Origin of the sequence: Posidoniimonas corsicana, from assembly GCF_007859765.1 — a bacterium.
Lineage (GTDB): Bacteria > Planctomycetota > Planctomycetia > Pirellulales > Lacipirellulaceae > Posidoniimonas > Posidoniimonas corsicana.
On the sequence record NZ_SIHJ01000001.1, the window covers coordinates 1415255 to 1435475 of the forward strand.

Below are 20221 nucleotides of genomic sequence, written 5' to 3' on the forward strand. Positions count from 1 at the left end.
GCGCCAATGAACGGGTAATCGTCGCAACCGCGCGCGTCGATACCGCTTACTGCCAGGGCCAATGCCGTCTGGCTGACGCAGGCGCGCCCCCGAGAGTTGCCCCAAATGGATTCCCTGGCCCACCGAAGTTTGGTGCTTGCAGCCACCGCATGGTGCTGCTTGGCTGGCGCAACCATCAATGCTACGCCGCCCGACCCTGCCGTGCTGCCGCTTCCGCCAGTAGAGGAAGAGGCGCCAGCCGTAGCCTGCGAGGAGTGCGACAAGGTCGAACGGCCCTGGGTTGCGTTGGAACAAGACGCGTCCGGGGAGCCCCTGTTCGAGATCGGCGCCCAGTTCGACAAGGGCGTTTACATCCGGTCGACGGACCTCGACGAACGCCCGTACGCGATGTACATCGGCGGCCGGCTGCAGCTACGCTACACCGGCTTCGCGCGCGATCAATCGACCTGGACCGACGCGGCGGGCGTCACCCGCGACGTCCGCAACCGGAGCGAGTTTGACGCGGAGCGTCTGCGGCTGAATATCTCGGGGACCGCGGTGCTGCCCGAGCTCCGGTACTACCTGATCTTCGACGGCGACTCCGACGGCGCCTCGCAGGTCGACCAACTGGTCTACTTCTTCGCCTACGAGTGCGCCGAGGGGGTGGAGATCGCGGTTGGTCGGTGGAAGGTGGCGGCCGTGCGGCAGTGGCTGCTATCCTCCCGGTTCATGAGGATGGTCGACCGTTCGTTGGCCACGGAGTACTTCCGGCCAGCGTTCAGCGACGGGGTCTGGCTGTGGGGCGACATCGGAGACGCGTGCCACTACGAGTGGTCGCTCACCAACGGGCTACGCACATCATCCCACCCGGCGTTCGCAATCGACGACGCCCTGTCCGCGGCCTGCTCGGTCTACTTCGACCCCCTGGGCCCGTTCGGCCCGGGCGACGTCGACTACGCCTACCACTGCTCGCCGGTCGTGCGGGTCGGCGGCAGCTTCGCGTTCAGCAAGTCGCGCGATCGAGAAGACGCGGGCTTCGCCATCGGCGACGACAGTTTTCTGCGATTGAGCGACGGCACCCTGCTGAACGAGACCGGCGCCCTGGCGCCGGGCGAGCGGGTGCTGGGCGTCGAGACGATGGTCGCCTCGTTCGACGCCGGCCTGAAGTGGCGGGGGTGGAGCTTTACCGGCGAGTACTTCATCCGGTCGCTGCAGGACTTCACCGCGACCGGCCCGCTCGATGTCCAGCAGCTGTACGACTACGGCTACCACGCCGAGGTGGGCTGCTTCCTGATCCCCAAACGGCTGGACATCAACGCGCGGCTGTCCCAGGTCTCGGGGCTGTTTGGGGACGGCTTCGAGCGGTCCGGGGCAATCAATTGGTATTGGGGCAACGGCGATAACGACCGCGTCAACAAGCTGACGCTCGACGTGGCGGACATCGTCCGCTCGCCGGTGCGCAGCGGGCCCGCCGACTTCCTGCCGGGCGACGACGGCCTGCTGGTGCGGGCGCAGGTGCAGATCGGCTTCTAGAGTCGCTGCGTCGTCGTCCGACTACTCGCCGAACTCTTCGAGGTAGTCGGCCATCGCGGCGTTGATCACCTCCAGCGCGTGCTCCCGCCCGTAGACGTGGTCGATCCGGACCTTGGCGGCCTCTTCCGGCGTGAGCGACTTGTAGATGCTGAAGTAGTGCCGCAGGCGGTCAACCAGCACCTTCGGCAGGTCCTCCACCTCTTGCACCTCGCCCCACATCGCGTCATTGGCCAAGACGCCGATGATCTTGTCGTCGGCCTCGTCGTTGTCGAGCATCGGCAGCCCGCCCACCACCCTCGCCTTGAGGATGATCTCGGGGTTGGTGATCGGCCGCTCGCTAATGACGCAGATGTCCAACGGGTCGCCGTCGCCGGCCTTGGCGCCCGGCATCAGCCCCTTCACCCGCTTGCCGCAGAACGTGCGTGGGATGAACCCGTACAGCGTCGGCGAGAACGCCGACGTGCGGTTCGGCCGGTCGACGCGCAGGTAGCCGGTCTGCTTGTCCAGCTCATACTTGACCCGGTCGAACGGCGTCAGCTCGATGTAAGCCTGAACCAGCTCGGGGGGGCTTGGGCCCGCCTCGAGCCCGTGCCAGGGGTGGGGACGCCAGCGGTAGAACGGCTCGGGAAACGACATGCGATTGCTAATGGGGCAAGGGGACCAGGATGCTCGCCTACGCAGCTGCAGCCGCTTGAGGGGCTACGGGGCGACGTCTTCCTCGTTGACGTAGGTCTCGAGGAACCGGGTCAGCTTGCGGAAATCGCTGTGCGGCTCGATGTAGCGGACCACGGTAACCAGGGTCTCCGGGTCGACCAGCTTCTCGAACGGAACGTAAACCAGCTGCAGCTGCCCCTCGACCGAGACCATCACACCGTCCAGGCGGTTCTCGACAAGCGCCCGGTAGGCGCCCACGCCCAACTGGCTGCCGAGCATCACGTCGAACGCGTGCGGCTCGACACAGCGGGCCTCGTAGCCTAGCTGCACGGGCTTCACGGACCGCTTGCTGCCGGTCTGCCGCTCGTACTCCGCGGCGATCAGCTCCGCGAACAGCTCGTAGAGGTTGATCGCCGAGATGTTGATGTGGCCGTGGTCGTCACGCGACACGCCTTCGACGTACTTGTAGGGGAGCAGCTCCGCCAGGCCCTCGGCGATGACGATCACGCCGTATTTCTTGCCCTCCCGCTCGCGGGTCGTCATGGTCGCGACGATGCGGCGGACCACCTCGTCCATGTTCATGACGTCGCGGGAGTGGGTCTCGCCGTTGGAGTCGGTGTACTCCTCCTTCGAGCGGAACTTGCCGCGGATGTCCTCGACGCTGACCACCAGACTCGCCTCGCCGGCGATCGCCACGCCGTACGCCAGCCAGCCCGCGCTGCGGCCCATCGACTCAACCAGGAAGTAGTTCCGGTTGGCCTCGGCGTCGGCCAGCAGGTTGCGCACCTCGTGGGCCAGGAAGTCGACCGCCGTGAAGTAGCCGAAGGTGAAGTCGATGCCGCAGTAGTCGTTGTCGATGGTCTTGGGCAGGTGGACCACCGGGATCCGCGGCGAGCCTTCCGGGAGGCTGTCCTGGTACAGCTTGAACTTGTTGGCGGTCTTGAGCGTGTCGTCGCCGCCGATCGACACCAATGCGTCAACGCCCAGCGAGCGGAGGCCCTCGTACACGTTCTTAAGCGGCGCCACCCGCTCGGGGTCCTTCAGGTGCTCGGGACTCGAGACCAGCTTGCCGGGGTTCGCTCTGGCGGTGCCGATCATGATGCCCTGCCGGTTGCGTGTCCGGCTCAGCATCGGGTGATCGATCATCACGTAGTCCGTGCCCTCCTCCAGCGGCTTGTCTGCCGAGAAGTTGATCAGGCTGGAGTAGCCGTGCTTGACGCCCACCACCTCGATGCCGTTCCGCAGGAACGACACCGCCGCGGCCGAGATAACCGCGTTGGCGGCCGGAGCGGGACCGCCGGCGAAGAGGATGGCGGCCTTCTTGAAGCTGTGCTCCTGGGGCGCGGGGCGGCTGAGCGTGTTCTCGATTTTCTCGGACATAGCAGGCGGTTGGGGTGGCTGCCGCAGCGGGCGGCAGGCGGGGGGAGGAAACGGGAGCTGGTATTCTAGCGGCGGACCAGCGGGGCGCTAATGGTCGCGGCGGGCGGCGGCCCTAGCCGGCCATGAAGGTCCGCTCGACGAAGGTCGTGTCGATCCGGCCCTCGACAAACGCCGTGTGGCTGAGGATCTCCTGGTGCAGCGGGGCGACCGTCTTGATGCCGTCGACCCGCAGCTCGGCGAGCGCCCGCAGCATGCACGCGATCGCCTCCTGCCGGCTTGGCTGGTGGACGATCAGCTTGCCGATCATCGAGTCGTAGTACGGCGGGACCACGTAGCCGCTGTGCGCGTGCGAGTCGAACCGCACGCCCAGCCCGCCCGGCACGATCAGCCGCTCGATCTTGCCCGGTGACGGCTGGAAGTTGCGCGCCGGGTCCTCGGCGTTAATCCGGCACTCGATCGCGTGGCCGGTGCTGGTGATGTCCTCCTGGCAGAACGGCAGCGGGTCGCCCGAAGCGATCTGGATCTGCGACTTGATCAGGTCGATGCCGGTCACCATCTCGGTCACCGGGTGCTCTACCTGGATGCGGGCGTTGACCTCGATGAAGTAGTAGTTGCCGTCGCCGTCGACGATGAACTCGACGGTCGCGGCGTTCTGGTAGCCCGCCTGCAGGATCAGCCGCTTGGCGGCCTCGCCCATCTCGGCGCGGGTCTCGGGCGAGACGCTCGTGCTCGGGCTCTCCTCGATCAGCTTCTGGTGACGCCGCTGCACCGAGCAATCACGCTCCCACAGGTGCACGGCGTTGCCGTGGCCGTCGGCCAGCACCTGCACCTCGACGTGCCGCGGGTGTTGGATGTACTTCTCCAGGTACACCGCGCCGTTGCCGAAGGCGGCTTCGGCCTCGGCCTTGGCCTGCTGCAGCGAGGACTTGAGGGCTAGGTCGTTCGAAGCGACCCGCATGCCCTTGCCGCCGCCGCCGGCCACCGCCTTGATCAGCACCGGGAAGCCGACCTCGTGGGCGAACTTGAGGGCCTCCTCCTCGCTGTTGATCAGGCCGTCGCTGCCGGGCACCACCGGCACGCCGGCGGAGCGGGCGATATCGCGGGCGGAGTTCTTGTCGCCGAGCTGGGCCATCGCCTCGGGGGACGGCCCGATGAAGTCGATCTTGCAGCTGCGGCAGACCTCGTTGAAGTGCGCGTTCTCCGCGAGGAAGCCGTAGCCGGGGTGGATCGCCTGGACGTTGCCGACCTCGGCGGCGCTGATGATGCTGGCGATCTTGAGGTAGCTGTCGGCGGCCTTGGCCGGGCCGATGCAGTAGGCCTCGTCGGCCAGGTCCAGGTAGTGCGCGCCGCGGTCCGCCTCGCTGTAGACGGCCACGGTGCCGATGCCCAGTTCCCGGCAGGCCCGGATCACCCGCAGGGCGATCTCACCTCGATTTGCGATCAGAATGCGTTGGTACATCAGGCAGAGCTAGGGTGGCGTCAGGGGTGCGGGTGGCGGCGGGGCGGGCTAGCCTTCGAGCTGGAACAGCGGCTGCCCAAACTCGACCGAGGCGCCGTCTTCGACCAGCACCGCGGCGATCTTGCCCGAGCACTCGGCGGGGATCTCGTTGAACACCTTCATCGCCTCGACGATGCAGATGATGGTCTCTGGGCCGACCTGATCGCCGACCTTCACAAAGGCGCCCGACTCCGGGTTGGGCGACGCGTAGAACGTCCCCACCATCGGGCTCTTGATGACCGGGCCGCTGGGCGCCGCCTCGGCCGCCGGGGCGGCGGGGGCCGGTCCGCCCGGCGCCGCCGGCGCTGGCGCGGGGGCGGCGGGCGCCGGCATGTAGGCAGGGGCGGGCACGCCGGTCAGGGTCCCCTGCTCGGGCCCCCGACGCAGCTTCATCTTCTGCTCTCCCTGCTGCAGCACGATCTCAGCCAGGTCGTGCTCGTCCATCAGCTCCACGAGCTTGCGGACCTTGCGGACGTCAAACACGTCGCCCGATCCGCTGCCGGCGCCACTTGCCATATCGCTCTCCGCGCTATCTGAATTGGAAGATTTGTCTTTGGATGCCATCGTTCGCACCGTCTGCCACAAGAGACACCGACACGCCCAGGCCGCCTGTCGCGGCCCCTTGCCAATCCCGCAAGCCTAATCTAGGCCGCCCGCAGTGTGCAACCCCTGCCTGAGGAACAACTTGGGGCGATTCAACGCCATTTCCCGCAGCCGCGCAAACCGAGGCTCACACACCTCTTATCCGAGCACGCACTCCTCGAGCTGCTTCGGCACGCTCGTCAGCACCTCGTGGCCGCCGCGGGTGACCAGGATGTCGTCCTCGATGCGAATGCCGCCCCAGCCGGGCAGGTAGATGCCCGGTTCCACCGTCACGATCATGCCGGGCTTCAGCTCGTCCTCCTGGTTCTTCCCCAGGCGCGGGCCCTCGTGGACCTCGAGCCCCACCCCGTGGCCCAGGCCGTGACCAAACTCCTTTCCGAAGCCGGCCTTCTCAATCACCTTGCGGGCGGCGTTGTCGACGTCCTGGCACTTCGCCCCCGGCCGGATAGCCGCAATGCCGGCGAGCTGGGCCTTCAGCACGATGTTGTAGACCTTCTTGAACCGCGCGGAGATCTTGCCGGTCACGACCATGCGGGTGAGGTCGCTCACGTACAGGCCCTCGTTGGCGCCCCAATCGATCAGCGTAAAATCGTCCTCGCCGATCCGCTTGCTGGTCGGGTTGGCGTGCGGCAGCGCGCCCCGCGACCCCACGGCCACGATCGGCGGGAAACTCAGGCCCTTGGCGCCAAACCGGCGGGCCTGGTGCTCTAGTTCCGCCGCTACCTCCAGTTCGGTCATGGCGTCGGTCAGGCCCGCCCGGACCACCTCGAACGCCCGCCGCGCCTGGTCGCACGCGACGCGGGTGGCGGCGATCTCGTTCTTGTCTTTGATGGCCCGCAGCTCTTCCACCAGCCCGCTGGCCGGCAGCAGCTCAACGCCTTCGGCCAGCTCCCCCAGCTCGTTGTAGGCGCCAACGGTCAGGGCGTCGGCCTCGAAGGCCAGCCGTTCCAACTTGGCGTCGGCTACCACATCGGCCGTGGTGGGGAGCATCCGTTCCCCCGGCCCGCGGATCACGACGGGCACGCCCGGGCACTCCTCTTCCAGCTGAGTGGTGAAGCGGGAGTCGGAGATGAGCGTCTCGGAGTCCAGGGTCACCAGCAGGTAGCTGTCGTCGCCGGTGAAGCCGGTCAGGTAGGTCACGTTGGTGAAGCTGGTGACCAGCAGGGCGTCGGCCTTAGCCTTGCGGATCAGGCGGCGGAGCTTGTCGCGGCGGGAGGCGTGATTCGACATCGGGGGACCTATCAAGGCGGGACGGCGGTGGTTGCGGGGGGAGGGTCAATATGTTGTGATCGATTCCCGTCCGCAAGGCTCACCCCACCCCGCCCTACCGCTCTACGCCATGTACCGAGTCACCCGCGAGATCGACTTCTGCTACGGCCACCGCCTCCTGAACTACGAGGGGAAGTGCCGCCACCTGCACGGGCACAACGGCAAGGCGGTCATCACGATCGAGGCCCCGACGCTCGACGAGCGCGGCATGGTGCTCGACTTCGGCGACATCAAGAAGGTGGTCAGCACGTGGATCGACGAGAACCTCGACCACCGCATGATCCTGCACCGCGACGACCCCGCGGTGCCCGCACTCAAGGAGCTCGGCGAGCCGCTCCACCTGATCGATCAGAACCCGACCGCCGAGTCGATCGCCCAGCTGATCTACAACTTCACGCGGGACGCCGGCTTCCCCATCGTCGAGGCGCGGCTGTGGGAAACGCCCAAGTGCTTCGCCACCTACACGGACGCGTAGATCGCGCCTGAGGGCGCATAAAAAAAGCGGCCCGGTTGATGCGATTCGCACGCAACCGGGCCGCGCCCCCCCTGGTGTGCCTGTAAGGCGCCGCCTCGTTCCGCAAGGCTGGCAGCCAGGTGTATCTTCTGTGCCCGAGCGAGAAGAAGAGCAGTCGGGCTTGGTGACAGGTAGAAGTATCGGACCGTCGGGTCGTTGACTTTGCTGATAAGTTTGACTTTTGCGGTTGGGCAGAGTCACCCGCCAACGCTCCCTGTCACACGAACGGATACTAAGGCCGCGCCGTGGTCGCAGGCGGGCTGCTCGGCGGCGGCATTCGATGAGCGTGATCGTAGAGTCGCCTCGCCATCTACCACCAATCACAACACACACCGCGCTCCTGCGTGACGTCCGACGCTGCTTATTCGTTTCTTCAGGGCCGGGAAGCAGTCGAGCCACACTACGCACGTCGTCGCAACTCTCTGCGGGTGTAGCGGACCCCGCGCCGGATATCGCGCGATGCTGGCGCCGGCTGCATTCGGCGGGCGGCAAGGCGTGAAGTTCGACTAAACAAACTTTGCCGGTTGTGCCGATCTCGACGGTAAGGCTGAGGCTGCACGCCCATGCAGGTTGCGTGCGCCCGCCGGCAAATTGCTAGCACGACCTGAAAGGATGCCTGCCGTGTCGCGAATCTCCTCTGCCGCCGACTGGCTGCTGAAGCTCCCGATCATCTGGGGCGCCATCGCGTGCCTGACGTTCTACGCGATGCTAGCGAGCGTCAACAACCAGGTGCTGAACCAGTACTTCGGCGGCTTCGGCTCGGCTGAGCTGGGCAACCTGATCAAGCTGTCGATCACGGTCATGTTCTTCATTGGCTGCACCGCCATGGTGATGCGGCTGATCGGGCTGGCCGGCCAGCTCGGCGTGATGCACCGCCGGCTGATCGAGCCCAAGACGCCCGGCGGCCAGCAGGCGCGGGACGCCGACTCGCTCCTCGCCCAGCTGCGGGACCAGCCGTCGTACCTGCAGGGCACGTACATGATCCGCCGGCTGCGGCAGTCGCTGGAGCAGGTCCGCCGCAAGGACTCCGCCGAGTCGCTGGAAGAAGACCTCCGCCGGCTCGAGGCGTCCGAGTACGAGCGGATGGCCAGCGGCTACGCGATGACCAAGATCATCGTGTGGGCGATCCCCATCCTCGGCTTCCTCGGCACCGTCATCGGCATCACGATCGCCATCGGCAAGCTGTCGCCGGAGGCGCTGGAGAGCTCGCTCGACGCGGTCACCGCCGGCCTGAGCGTGGCGTTTGACACCACCGCCATCGCGCTGGCGCTATCGCTGGTGCTGACCTTCATGATGTTTTTCGTGAAGAGCCGGGAGGAGGCGCTGTTGACGCAGGTCGACGAACGAGCGATTGAAGAGCTCGTCGGCCGCTTCCAGTTGTACGGCGGCGCCAACGACCCCAACGCGGCCGCCGTGCTGAAAATGTGCGAGCAGGTCGTCCGCGCCGTCGAGACCCTCTCCGCGCGACAGATCGACCTGTGGGCCGAGGCGGTCAGCGAAACCCACAACCAGTGGGCCAACGTCACCGCCGCCACCACCGACACGCTCAAGCAGGCGTTGGTGACCGGGCTCAAGGACGGCCTCCGCGACCACGCCACCGGGCTGACCGTGGGCGTCGAGAGCCAGCTCAGCGACCTCAACCGCAGCCTCACGACGCAAAACGAGGAATTCGCCGCCGGCATCCGCGAGCAGGTAGAGTCGCTCGGCAAGGGCATCGCCGAGCAGACCACTCAGCTCAGCAGCAGCGTGCTGCAGCAGACCGAGCTGATGAGCCAGAGCGTCGCGCAGCACGCCGAACAGCTCAACCAGGGCGCCGACGGGTTGCTCGGCAACCTCCGCGCCGGGCTGGAGCGGATGGCCGAGCTGCTGGTCGAGGCCCTGGGGCAGCACGGAGAGGCGCTCACCACCGCCGAGAAGGAGCTGGCCACTGAGAACCGCCGCCACCTGGGCGAGGTCGAGGCCGCCCTCGGCGAGGCGATGGTGCTGTCGGCCGACCGCCAGGAGAAGCTGATCGGCCGCAGCGAGACCCTGCTCAAAGAGATGCAGGACGCGCTGGTTTCGGCCGCGGGCGCCACCGTGCAGCACCAGGAGCAGCTCGTCCGCCAGGGCGAGGTCCTGCTGAAGGTCGTCGAGTCAACCGGCCAGGTGCGTCAGCTGGAAGAAGCCCTCAACCAGAACCTGAACTCGCTGGGACGCGCCCACAACTTTGAGGAGACGCTGCTCAGCCTCTCGGCGGCCATCCAGCTGCTCAGCGCCCGGGTCAGCTCGACCAGCGGCGCCCGCAGCGACGTCCCCTCCGTAGGCGGCATCACAGGACAAGCGGCATGAGGCGTTCGCCCTCGCGTGACAACTCATCCTCGGTAAGCCTGTTCCCGTTCCTCGCCGTGCTGCTCTGCACGATGGGGGGTCTGGTGGTGCTGCTGGTGGCGGTCTCGCACGTCTCGCGTGAGATGGCCAAACGCGAGAAGGCCAAGGCCGAGGCGGCCGCCGCGGTGGCCGCGCCGGACGACGGGGCGCTCGCCCGCCTGGCGGAGCTCAAGGAACGGACCGCCGAATACGCCCGCCGCGAGGCCGAGGCCAAGGAGTCCGTCCGGCAGGACCAGCTCCGCCTAGCCCAGGTGGAGGAGCACGTCCGAAAGCTGCAGGACGAGATGCGGATGGTCCTGGTGGCCGCGCAGGAACTTGAGGCGGACAAGTCGCAACGCTACGACGACCGCGCCCAGGCCGAGCGTGAGCTCGCCCGCCTGGAGCAGCTCGTCGACGACACCAAGCTGGAGATCGAGCGGCAGCGTCAGAAGACCAAGGGCACGAAGCAATCGTTCGCCGTGGTGCCCTACCGGGGCGCCAGCGGCACGAAGCGGCAACCGATCTACATCGAGTGCACCGCGGACCGCGTGCTGCTGCAGCCCGAGGGGATCGAGCTGACCCCCGACGACTTTGCCCCGCCGCTGGGCGTTGGCAACCCGCTCGCGGCGGCGCTGCGGGCGGCGCGCGACCACATGGTCCGCGAGAACCCGTCCGCCGGCGCCGACCCGGACGCGGAGCCCTACCCGCTGATCCTGGTCCGCCCCGCAGGCATCGGCGCCTACTACCGGGTGCGCGAGGCGATCCGCTCGTGGGACGCCGAGTTCGGCTACGAGATGATCGACGGCGACTGGGACCTCGCCTTCGCCCCGCCCGACCCGCAGCTCGCGAACGTCGAGCTCCGCGCAATCAACAACGCCCGCCTCCGCCGCGAGGTGCTGGCTTCCGCCGCACCGAGCGCGTTCTCCGGCGGCGGCGGGACGTTCGCGATCCCGGTCGAGGAAGACCCGCTCCCCGGCGAGCACCCCTACGACCCCGCGGTACTGGGGGGCGGGGTCGCGGGCGCGACGGGCATGGGGAGCGGCGCGGGGACGCACCAGGGCGGACTCGCCGGCGGTTCCCAAGGCTACTCGGAGCAGCCCTACGGATCCGGACCCCATGGGTCCGGTCAGGGCGGCGGTGGATTGGCCGGGTCCGGGTCTGGGCGGCCCGGACAGCCCAACGGCGGTGGCCAGCCGAGCCAGCCCGGCTTCGATCAACACCAGCAGGCACAAGCGGATGCCGGGCAGCAAGGCTCTGGCGGCTGGGCCGCTACGGGATCGCTCAGCCCCGCGCAGGAAGGCTACCCTGACGGCGGCTCAGATGCGCTTAACGGGCCCGGAGGTCCGAGCGCCGCCCAGACCGCCGCAGGCGGGCCGAGCGGCCAAGCGATGGGGGGCGCCGAGGGGATCGAACAATCCGGATCGCCAACCTCGCCCGGCGGATCGATGGACGGCACTGTGGCTGGCGCGGCGGGCGGCGGGCAGAACGCGTCGGCCGGCGCCGGCGGAGGGGCAGCGAGCTCGTCGGGCGTCTCGATGAGCGTGGGCGGGAGCAACGGGTCGGTCGCGTCGCTCAACGCCAAGCAACGCCCGGACGACGTCGCTATCCGCCGCACGGTAAAGGTTTCGGTGTTCTCCGACCGCCTGCTCGTTGGGCAGCAGCCAACGCCGCTCGCCATGCCCGGGCCAACCTCGGTGCACATCAACGAGTTCGTTGCCAGCGTAAAGCAGCAGATCGAGTCGTGGGGGTTGGCGGGCAGCGGGCTGTACTGGCGGCCAATTATCAAGCTCGACGTCCGCCAGGGCGGCGAGCAGCGGGCCGCCGAGATCGAGCGGATCCTGACCCGCTCGGGCGTCGACATCGAACCGGTAAAGACCGCCAACCGCACCAACGGAGAACCAGCCAGTGGCGCGCGGTAGAGACATCGATGACAGTGAGGTCGCCGGCCAGGACTCGTTCCTGGACGTGGTGGCGAACATCGTCGGCATCCTGATCCTTCTGGTGATGGTGGTCGGCCTGCGCGTGTCGCGAGAGACGCACGCGCCCACCGAAACCACGGCGAGCCAGACGCCGGCCGTTACTTCGGAGGAAGTCGCCGCGGCGCAGCAGGAGGCCCAGAAACAATACGTGCTGGCCGCCAAGGCCGTTGACCGCGCCCGCCAGTCCCGCGCCGAGCTGCAGCAACAAGACGAGGAACGCGTGGCGGTTGCGACGCTCGTCGCAGAGTCCAAAGCAGAACTCGAGGACACCAAGCTCAAGCTCAGCAGCGACCAGCGTCGGGACCTGGAGCTCCGCACCAAGCTGGTTGCGGCGCAGGATGAACTGGAAGAGCTGGCCCGCACGCAGGTGACGCTCGCCGCGTTCAAGCCGCAGGTTGAGTCGATCGAGAGCCTGCCCACGCCGCTGGCCCAAACCGTTAGCGGCGACGAGCTGCACATCCGCCTGGCCGACGGCCATGCGGCGGTGATCCCACTCGATCAGCTCCTGGCCGACTTCAAGGAGGACGCCCAGGCGAACCTGTGGCGGCTAGAGTCACGGGAACAAGCCAGCGTCAGCATCGGCCCGATCGACGGGTTCCGATTGGTTTACACCCTCCGCAGGGCAAACTTCACCGCGCGATCCGGCGCATCGGGGACTTTGATCCGGCTGGAGCGTTGGCGCCTGCTGCCCGACGCCACCGCCCAGGGCGAACCGGTCGAGCAGGCCGTGCTGCCGGACTCGCGTCTGATGCGGTTGGTCAAGGCGCGGCCGGCCACGACCACCATTACCGTCTGGACCTACCCGGACAGCTTCAACGAATTCCGCACGCTCAAGCGCGCGCTGTACGAGCTGGGGTACCCTACCGCGGGCCGCCCGCTCCCCGAGGGGATCCTGATCGGCGGGTCTCCCGAGGGCAGCCAGTCTGCCGCCCAGTAGGTTGCGTTGCACGTCGGGCGGGGTCTAGATCGCCCGCAGCACCGCACTCTTTTGCTCTTCCGCTTGGCTGTCGACCAGGTCGGCAAGACGCACGCTGCGGAGTTGCTCACGCACGCTAGCCGCGATCTGGTTCACGGTGCGCAGCATCGTCTCGCGGGCCTTGTCGGGCATCTCATCGAGGGGCGGCACGCTGGCGATGAGCGGGCTGTCGACGGCCTCGAAGACGTCCTCCAGCGTGACCTCGTCAATTGATCGAGCGAGGCGGTAGCCGCCTTCGACGCCGCGGACGGACTGCAAGATCCCGCTGTTAACCAGGTCCCGCAGGATCTGCAGCAAGAACCGTTCGGGCATCCGCCCCTCGCGCGCCAACCGGTTGCACGGGATCGGCGCGCCCCCCTGGTACTGGGACAGCTGGAGCAGCGCCTGCACGGCGTAGGTCACTGTGCGAGAAACCTTCATGACTCGTCCTTTCGCTAGAACACTTATGCCCCGTGTCTAACGCCTCGCCAAAGGAGCCGCAGTCTCTGGGCGCAGGGCAACCACCCGGCCTTCAGCGCCACGAACAGACTAGCCAGCAGGGCTCTGACGAGCAGCAAGCGACCACGGCCGCCAAGCAAGATGAGATAACCTTCAGCCGATGAGAGATGAGCGACCCGGCCTGCAAGCACTTATGTACATATTAGAGCTGGATGTCAAATCTCTTTCCGCCGGGTAGCAATAAATTTCCCCCATTAACCGCCGGCGTGCGGAATCGGCCCGACGGGGTTGGGAAGCGCAGCGACGAACTCAACTCCAGTTGAGGCGCCTTAAGCCACGAATCACACGAGGATTGCGGCAATTGGTCGGTGCGCAGCGACAGACGAGAACCGTTCTCAACCTTGCTCGGAATCGGCTGGCGGCTTCGCGCCATCAGGCTTTGCCATGGCGCGGAAGAAGAGCACGGCGGCGCCGACCACCAGGAACGAGTCGGCCACATTGAAGTTGGGCCACACCACCCGCTTCATGGGGTCCGGGTCCCACCGCCATGCGAGCAGGATGAAGTCGCGCACAGCATAGACCGGACCGGCCCGGTTGGGTGAGAAGGCGCCCCACATCAAGCCGTGCAAACCGAGCCGGTCGTAGAGGTTTCCCAGGATGCCGCCCATCACAAACGCGAGCGTCACGGTCAGCACCAGGTCCTCGGCGGCCTTGTAACGGAACAGCCAGATGGGGATGGCGAGCGCCGCGAGCACGCTAAACCCGGCCAACCAGAACTGGGCGCCCTGCCCCATCCCGAACAGCCCCCCCTCATTCAGGCTCAGCTGAAACCCGGCGTGGTCCTGCACCAGCCAGTACTCGCTGGTTCGCAGCAGTGGCCAACTGAACACCGCGTGCTTGGACCACAGATCGGCCAGCGTCGCCAACGCCGCGACGACCAGGAACAGCGCGATCCGGCTTCGAGGCACGACGGGCATGAAAAGGGGACTCTGGAGCGAGCAAGGTGGGCGACACGCCCTGGGCGGTCAGAACGCCCGTTTCTAGCAGAACGGCGTCCGTACCCGTAGTGCAATTGGCGCCCCAGCCGGGGGCCGGCCAATGAATGAAGAGGAGGGGTGAGCCAAGCTAGACCGGCCGCTAGACCTCGCGGGCCGACGCGCACTTCACGCACAGCGGGGCGAAGGGCAAAGCGTTGAGCCGCATTTTGGGGATCACCCCGCCGCAGTCGTCGCACTTGCCGTAGTCGCCGCTCTCGATGCGCTGCAGGGCGTTTTCGATCTCCGCCAGCGTGTCGCCTTCGGTCTCCATGAGAGACAGCGTGAACTCTTGCTCGAAGTTGTCGCTCCCTAGTTCAGCCATGTGGATGGGCATCGAGTGGCCTTCGCCATCGCCGCCCTTCCGCAGGGCGGCGTTCTCCATCGCACTGACATCGCCGCGCAGCCGAGCACGTAGGATAAGGAGCTTCTCTTTGTAGATTTTCAGGTCCGCTGTCTTCATCTGGCGTCGTGTTCCTAAACCATCCGGTAGCAAACCGCCCGGTGCGTGCTCACGCATTGGGCATAGATCATCTATCATAATCCGCGGCAAAATATCGGTCTAGGTTATCGGTTTGTAGCGGTTAGGTTGTCCCACCTGGAAAGGTGGGCTAATATGGCCGTAAGTTCCTAGACGATATAGCCTTAAGCCGGGCCCCACGGGGCCTAACCCCGGCCGTTGCCGCCGCCCGTTCGAAGGAAACCAGACCTTGGCCGCCGCCCCCACGACCAGCACCCGGCTCGCCTACCAGCAGTGCATTATGCCCGGCTGCGGCGCCAGCTACGGCGTCGAGGAGGTCCGCACGAGCTGCGATGCCTGCGGGGCCCTGCTCGACGTGCAATACGACTGGGACGCCCTGCCGGTGCCGGACAAGCTGAGCTGGTTCGAGCAGAAGTGGTCGCGCCGCAACGAGCCGCTCGCGCGCAGCGGCGTCTGGCGGTTCCACGAGCTGCTCCCCTTCGCCCCGGCGGACAAGGTCGTGACGATCGGCGAGGGCCAGACCCCGCTGATCATGACCGACGGCGTGGGCGAGTACATCGGGATGAACCGCGGCAACCTGCTGCTGGAGTACGAGGGGATGAACCCCTCGGGCAGCTTCAAGGACAACGGCATGACCGCCGCGTTCACGCACGCGCACACAGTGGGCGCGACCCGGGCCGCGTGCGCGTCGACCGGCAACACCAGCGCCTCGCTGGCGTTGTACTGCTGCAGCAGCAAGCTGATGCAGGCGGTGATCTTTATCGGCAGCGGCAAGATCAGCTACGGCAAGCTGAGCCAGGCCCTCGACTACGGGGCGTTGACCGTGCAGATCGCCGGCGACTTTGACGACGCCATGCAGCGCGTCCAACAGGTCAGCAAGCAGCTGGGCATCTACCTGGTCAACAGCGTCAACCCGTTCCGGCTCGAAGGCCAGAAGACCATCATGCTCCGCGTGCTGGAGAGCCTGAACTGGCAGGTCCCCGACTGGATCGTGGTGCCGGGCGGCAACCTGGGCAACTCCAGCTCGTTCGGCAAGGCGTTCTACGAGCTGAAGCAGCTTGGCCTGATCGACCGCATGCCGCGGCTGGCGGTGATCAACGCCGCCGGCGCCAACACCCTGCACGAGCTCTACGAGAAGCGCGGCCTCCGCTGGAATAACGGGCAGCCCGATCAGAAGATCATCGACGGCTACGCGGTCGAGCTCGACACGGGCGGCCGCCGGGCGGACACCATCGCCAGCGCCATCGAGATCAACCGCCCGGTGAACCTCGAGAAGTGCCTGCGGGCGCTCGAGTGGATGGACGGCGTCGTCCGCGAGGTGACCGACCAGGAAATCCTGGACGCCAAGGCCCAGGTCGGAGCGAGCGGCATGGGCTGCGAGCCCGCCAGCGCGGCCAGCGTGGCCGGCGCCAAGAAGCTGCGCGAGGAGGGGGTCATCGACCCCGACTCCCGGGTTGTGTGCATCCTCACCGGGCACCAGCTCAAGGACCCCACCGCCACGGTCGCGTACCACACGGCCGACCAGGAGGAGTTCAACCGCGTGCTGGGCAGCCGCGGCGTCACCCGGGCGGCGTTCGCCAACCGCGCCGTGCAGGTCGAAAACAACCTCGACGAGATCGTGCGAGCGATCCAATTGAACAGCTAAGTGGGATTGAGTAATGCTCTCGCACTCCACCTGGGCCTGGCTCGAACCCAGCCGGCCTGACACTTCGCAGACATCTCTAAGCATTGCTTAGCCCGCCCGCGCCGATCAGCCCGGGCGGCTCCCCTCGGCGCGCTCCCCCCACCCCTTCGAGCGACGATGGATTTCTTTACGGGCCTGGCCCTGATCATGGCGGCGGCGTTCATCGCCGCGTCCTTCTTCCGCGACCGAATCAGCGACCCGCGTCGGCACCGGCTGTCGTTGAACGCGTTCCTGCTGTTCTTGGTCTGCTACTTCGGCATGCCGGCCCTGCCACAGGTGGGGCCATTCATCGCCCTGGCCACGCGCCCGATCGGCGTTGTCTGTCTCTTCCTCAGCCTGCGGGTGCTGTGCAGCGTGCCGACCCTGGCGGTCGACCGCGCAACCACCTCGGCGGCCGCGTGAGCCCGGCCAAACCACCGATTGGACAGATAGCATGATTGTCGTCTCCCGGATTGCTCTGCTGGCCGCCCTGCTCCTAGTTGGCTCACCAGCGGACGGCGAGGAGTCCTTCCGGCCGCTGTTCGACGGCAAGACGCTGGCCGGCTGGGAGGGCGACCCGACCTACTGGTCGGTGAAGGACGGCGCCATCGTGGGACGCATCACCGACGCGACCCGGATCGACAAGAACCGCTTCCTGATCTACCAGGGCGAGCTGCCCGGCGACTTCGAGTTCCAGGCCGAGTACCGCGTCTCGCCCCGGGGGAACAGCGGCGTCAACTACCGCAGCGAGGTGGTCGACGGCGTCGACTTCCACGCGCTCCGCGGCTACCAGTGCGACATCGACGGCGGGCTCCGCTACACCGGCAGCAACTACGAAGAACGCCGCCGCACCACCCTGGCGCGGATCGGCGAGTCGGCGGTCGTCCCCCCGTCTGAAGGCGCCAAGGAGCTGGCCCACGTCGAGGGCAACGCCTGGTCCGTCCGCGAGGTGACCCCCCTGCCCCACTCGGCCGACGACCTGCGGGCCAAGGTCCATCCGAAAGGGTGGAACAAGCTGCGGATTGTCGCCCGCGGCCCGCGGCTGGAACACTACGTCAATGGCGTGCTGGCGAGCCGTGTGGTAGACAATGACCCGGTCAATCGCCGCCTGGACGGCAAGCTGGGCGTGCAGGTGCACGTCGGCCCGCCGATGACGATTGAGTTCCGCAACCTCCGCCTCCGCGACCTGAGCGAATAACAAGCGAGCCATGCCAGTCAGAACAGTTATCCACGGCGCCGGCGGACGGATGGGCCAGCGGCTGATCGCGGTCGGCGCCCAAGACCGGGACGTCGAACTGGTAGGAGCGGTCGACGCGTCCGGGTCGCCTAAGCTGGGTCAGGACGCCGGCGAGCTGGCCGGGGCCGGCAAGCTCGCGCTGCCGCTGGCCTCCGACTACCCCGACGCCTGCGACGCGGTCATCGACTTCTCCGTGCCCGAGGCGACCGACGCGCTTATCCAGCAGTGCGTGAAGCGGGGCTGGCCGCTGGTGTTCGCCACGACCGGGCTCTCGGACGAGCAGGAGCAGAAGATCCGCTCGGCGGCGGAAGTGATCCCGATCGTGAAGGCCGCCAGCATGAGCGCCACGGTCAACCTCACGATGAAGCTGACCGAGATCGCCGGCCGCACGCTCAAGGACCACAGCTCCGGGGTGGACGTGGAGATCATCGAGCGGCACCACCGCTACAAGGAAGACTCCCCCAGCGGCACGGCGCTCGCCTTCGGCAAGATCGTGGGCGACGCGATGGGGCTGTCCGGCACCACGCACGGCCGCAGCGGCCGGCCTGGCCAACGGCCCCGCGACGAGATCGGCTACCACGCGGTCCGCACCGGCGACAACCCGGGCGAGCACACGATCATCTTTGGCCTGCTCGGCGAGACGATCGAGCTGCGCGTCGCGGCCAGCAACCGCGACTGCTACGCCACCGGCGCCTTCACGGCCGCCAAGTGGCTGCAGGGCAAGCCCGCCGGCCTGTACGACATGCAGGACGTGCTGGGGTTGAGATAGCGGCTCTCATACGAGAGCTGTCGGCTGGAGGTTGCTTGCCAACCACCATCAGCGCCCTACCGACCCCCAACCTCCAACTTCCAACCGCCCACTCATGGCCAAATGCGACGAGGGCTACCTCTGCGAGGTCTGCGGGCAGGACGTCGGCGCGATGGTCGACTCGGACCTCTACCTGCGGTACGTGATCGGCCGGGTGGACCCCGAGGTGCTGCACACCTCGCCCGAGCGTCACCTGCGGTGCGTGCCCAGTTTGTCGCAGTACATTGTGGACGAGAAGTTCAAACCGATCGTGTGCGAGGGCGTGTTCGACAAGCGCCAGCTCGACCCGGCGTTTGTCGCCGCCGAAGAAGGGCTCGTCACCCGCGGCTGGCGACGCCTGCGTGAGCTCGCGCACCAGGACCTGCCGATCAAGGACTACCCCCTCGAGGAGGTCCGCAGGGCGATGCGTGAGCGGTACGGCGATTAGGCGGGGGAAGCGGGGGTGACAGCGTTTCCCCAATCACCCTTTCCCCACACGGTGGTTTGCGCCGATAATCCGCCGCATGTCCGACGCCGCCCCCCACGAGTCGCCCCTCGCGCCCTCCTCGACCCGAGTCGAGGGCGCGCTCCCCCCGCTGATGCGGGACAAGTCGTTCTGGGGGATGAACCTGACGCAGTTCTTGGGCGCGTTCAACGACAACCTGTTCAAGCAGCGGCTGCTGCTGCTCGCCACGCCCGGCGCCGCCGAGCCGGGCGAGGACAAGCAGTGGATCGCGTTGGCGGTCATGGCGACCGCGTTCCTGATGTTCTCCGGGTTCGCCGGCTGGTTGGCCGACCGGACCGTGAAGCGGAAGCTGATCATCGGGTCGAAGGTCGCCGAGATCGTCATCATGGCGCTCGGCCTGTTCGCGTTCATCTACTACGACTCGTTCGGCCTGACGGGGCTGATGCTGGTGCTGTTCCTGATGAGCATCCAGAGCGCCTTCTTCGGCCCGCCGAAGTACGGAATCCTACCGGAGATGCTGCACGACCACGACCTGCCGAAGGCGAACGGCGTGTTCCTGATGTTCACCTTCCTGGCGATCATCTTCGGCACGGCGCTGGTGGCGCTGTTTGGGAACAACCCGGCCCACGCGTGGAGGGTTGGCGTCCTCTGCATTGTGGTGGCCGTCATTGGGACGTTTACCTCACTGTTCGTGCGGCCTACCAGGATCGCCAACCCCGGCGCCAAGCTGCGCTCGAGCGACCTCTTCGTGCCGCCGGAGATGCTGCGGCTCGTGCTGCGTGACCGGCAGTTGCTTCTCGCGCTAGTGGTCACCAGCAGCTTCTGGATGCTGGGCGGCATGGTGCAGGCGGGCGTGAACGCGCTCGGCAAGACCCAGCTCGGACTGGGCGACAGCACCAGCATCCTGACCGCGATGCTCGGCGTGGGAATCCCGTTCGGGTGCCTGTTGGGAGGGCGGCTTTCGCAGGACCGCATCAATCCTCGGGTGGTTGTCACCGGCGCCGTGGGGATCGTGATCACGCTGGTGCTGCTCAGCCTGCCCGGCGGTCCCAAGGGGCACCTGCTCGGGTTCTGGGGCAGCGTCCCGGTGCTGATCATCCTCGGGTTCTGCACAGGGATGTTCGTAGTGCCGATCCAGGTGTCGCTGCAGGTGCTACCACCGCCGGAAGACAAGGGCCGAATGATCGCGCTGATGAACCAGTCCAACTGGGTGGGCATCCTGCTCGGCGCGCTGCTGTTCGGGGTGGTCATGAGCCTGCTCGAGCACCTCCAGGCGCCGCGCAACCTAGTCTTCTTATCGACAGCCGCCATCATGCTGCCGATCGCGTTGTTCTACCGGCCCAAGGAACTGCGACTGGGCGACTAATAAAAAAAACGTCGCCCG

19 protein-coding genes are annotated in these 20221 nt (G+C 67.1%); 11 read left to right on the forward strand and 8 right to left on the reverse strand.

The features are described from left to right. Positions 1-105: 105 nt before the first annotated feature. On the forward strand, positions 106-1512 hold the full coding sequence (locus KOR34_RS05415) for a hypothetical protein (RefSeq protein WP_146562905.1): 1407 nt from the start codon (positions 106-108) through the stop codon (positions 1510-1512). A gap of 21 nt (positions 1513-1533) precedes the next feature. Here KOR34_RS05415 and KOR34_RS05420 read toward each other — a convergent pair whose 3' ends face one another. From KOR34_RS05420 to KOR34_RS05440, 5 genes are all read right to left on the reverse strand, one after another. After that, entirely contained in the window at positions 1534-2148 is a 615-nt protein-coding gene (locus KOR34_RS05420; RefSeq protein ID WP_146562907.1) for an inorganic pyrophosphatase, read from the reverse strand. 63 nt (positions 2149-2211) lie between these two features. Continuing rightward, positions 2212-3546 (reverse strand): 6-phosphofructokinase, encoded by a 1335-nt coding sequence (locus KOR34_RS05425; protein ID WP_146562909.1) that lies wholly within the window; start codon positions 3544-3546, stop codon positions 2212-2214. A gap of 112 nt (positions 3547-3658) precedes the next feature. Beyond that, the gene (accC, locus tag KOR34_RS05430; protein WP_146562911.1) at positions 3659-5005 is read right to left on the reverse strand and encodes an acetyl-CoA carboxylase biotin carboxylase subunit; all 1347 of its coding nucleotides are present in this window, start codon (positions 5003-5005) and stop codon (positions 3659-3661) included. Positions 5006-5053: 48 nt separating this feature from the next. After that, the gene (accB, locus tag KOR34_RS05435; protein WP_146562912.1) at positions 5054-5560 is read right to left on the reverse strand and encodes an acetyl-CoA carboxylase biotin carboxyl carrier protein; all 507 of its coding nucleotides are present in this window, start codon (positions 5558-5560) and stop codon (positions 5054-5056) included. Positions 5561-5785: 225 nt separating this feature from the next. Further along, positions 5786-6877, reverse strand: coding sequence for a M24 family metallopeptidase (locus KOR34_RS05440; RefSeq protein WP_146562914.1), 1092 nt, complete (start codon positions 6875-6877; stop codon positions 5786-5788). 109 nt (positions 6878-6986) lie between these two features. Here KOR34_RS05440 and KOR34_RS05445 point away from each other — a divergent pair, with 109 nt between their 5' ends. From KOR34_RS05445 to KOR34_RS05460, 4 genes are all read left to right on the forward strand, one after another. Continuing rightward, positions 6987-7391 carry a 6-pyruvoyl trahydropterin synthase family protein gene (locus KOR34_RS05445; protein ID WP_146562916.1) on the forward strand — a complete coding sequence of 135 codons (405 nt, stop codon included), beginning with the start codon at positions 6987-6989 and terminating at the stop codon, positions 7389-7391. A 660-nt stretch (positions 7392-8051) separates the two neighbouring features. Continuing rightward, complete coding sequence (locus KOR34_RS05450) at positions 8052-9758, forward strand: MotA/TolQ/ExbB proton channel family protein (RefSeq protein ID WP_197531170.1); 1707 nt, start codon at positions 8052-8054, stop codon at positions 9756-9758. After that, positions 9755-11695: a hypothetical protein gene (locus tag KOR34_RS05455; RefSeq protein WP_146562920.1), complete on the forward strand. Its 1941-nt coding sequence runs from the start codon at positions 9755-9757 to the stop codon at positions 11693-11695. Before KOR34_RS05450 ends, KOR34_RS05455 begins: the two co-directional genes overlap by 4 nt. Further along, a complete protein-coding gene (locus KOR34_RS05460) occupies positions 11682-12692 on the forward strand; it encodes a hypothetical protein (RefSeq protein WP_146562922.1) in 1011 nt (336 codons plus the stop codon). The genes KOR34_RS05455 and KOR34_RS05460 overlap by 14 nt, the downstream gene beginning before the upstream one ends. 24 nt (positions 12693-12716) lie before the next feature. Here the strand turns inward: KOR34_RS05460 and KOR34_RS05465 are convergent, their stop codons facing one another. From KOR34_RS05465 to KOR34_RS05475, 3 genes are all read right to left on the reverse strand, one after another. After that, entirely contained in the window at positions 12717-13151 is a 435-nt protein-coding gene (locus KOR34_RS05465; protein ID WP_146562924.1) for an RrF2 family transcriptional regulator, read from the reverse strand. Positions 13152-13564: 413 nt separating this feature from the next. Next, a complete protein-coding gene (locus tag KOR34_RS05470; protein ID WP_197531171.1) occupies positions 13565-14137 on the reverse strand; it encodes a signal peptidase II in 573 nt (190 codons plus the stop codon). A 169-nt stretch (positions 14138-14306) separates the two neighbouring features. Next, complete coding sequence (locus KOR34_RS05475) at positions 14307-14666, reverse strand: TraR/DksA family transcriptional regulator (RefSeq protein WP_146562928.1); 360 nt, start codon at positions 14664-14666, stop codon at positions 14307-14309. A gap of 298 nt (positions 14667-14964) precedes the next feature. Here KOR34_RS05475 and thrC point away from each other — a divergent pair, with 298 nt between their 5' ends. From thrC to KOR34_RS05505, 6 genes are all read left to right on the forward strand, one after another. Next, positions 14965-16329, forward strand: coding sequence for a threonine synthase (gene thrC / locus KOR34_RS05480; RefSeq protein ID WP_146565836.1), 1365 nt, complete (start codon positions 14965-14967; stop codon positions 16327-16329). Between the two features lie 156 nt (positions 16330-16485). Beyond that, positions 16486-16770 (forward strand): hypothetical protein, encoded by a 285-nt coding sequence (locus KOR34_RS05485; RefSeq protein ID WP_146562930.1) that lies wholly within the window; start codon positions 16486-16488, stop codon positions 16768-16770. 31 nt (positions 16771-16801) lie between these two features. Further along, entirely contained in the window at positions 16802-17545 is a 744-nt protein-coding gene (locus KOR34_RS05490) for a 3-keto-disaccharide hydrolase (RefSeq protein ID WP_197531172.1), read from the forward strand. 10 nt (positions 17546-17555) lie between these two features. Beyond that, a complete protein-coding gene (dapB, locus tag KOR34_RS05495) occupies positions 17556-18353 on the forward strand; it encodes a 4-hydroxy-tetrahydrodipicolinate reductase (RefSeq protein WP_146562932.1) in 798 nt (265 codons plus the stop codon). Positions 18354-18447: 94 nt separating this feature from the next. After that, the gene (locus KOR34_RS05500) at positions 18448-18819 is read left to right on the forward strand and encodes a hypothetical protein (RefSeq protein ID WP_146562934.1); all 372 of its coding nucleotides are present in this window, start codon (positions 18448-18450) and stop codon (positions 18817-18819) included. A 76-nt stretch (positions 18820-18895) separates the two neighbouring features. After that, positions 18896-20203 carry an MFS transporter gene (locus tag KOR34_RS05505; RefSeq protein WP_146562936.1) on the forward strand — a complete coding sequence of 436 codons (1308 nt, stop codon included), beginning with the start codon at positions 18896-18898 and terminating at the stop codon, positions 20201-20203. Positions 20204-20221 lie beyond the last annotated feature (18 nt).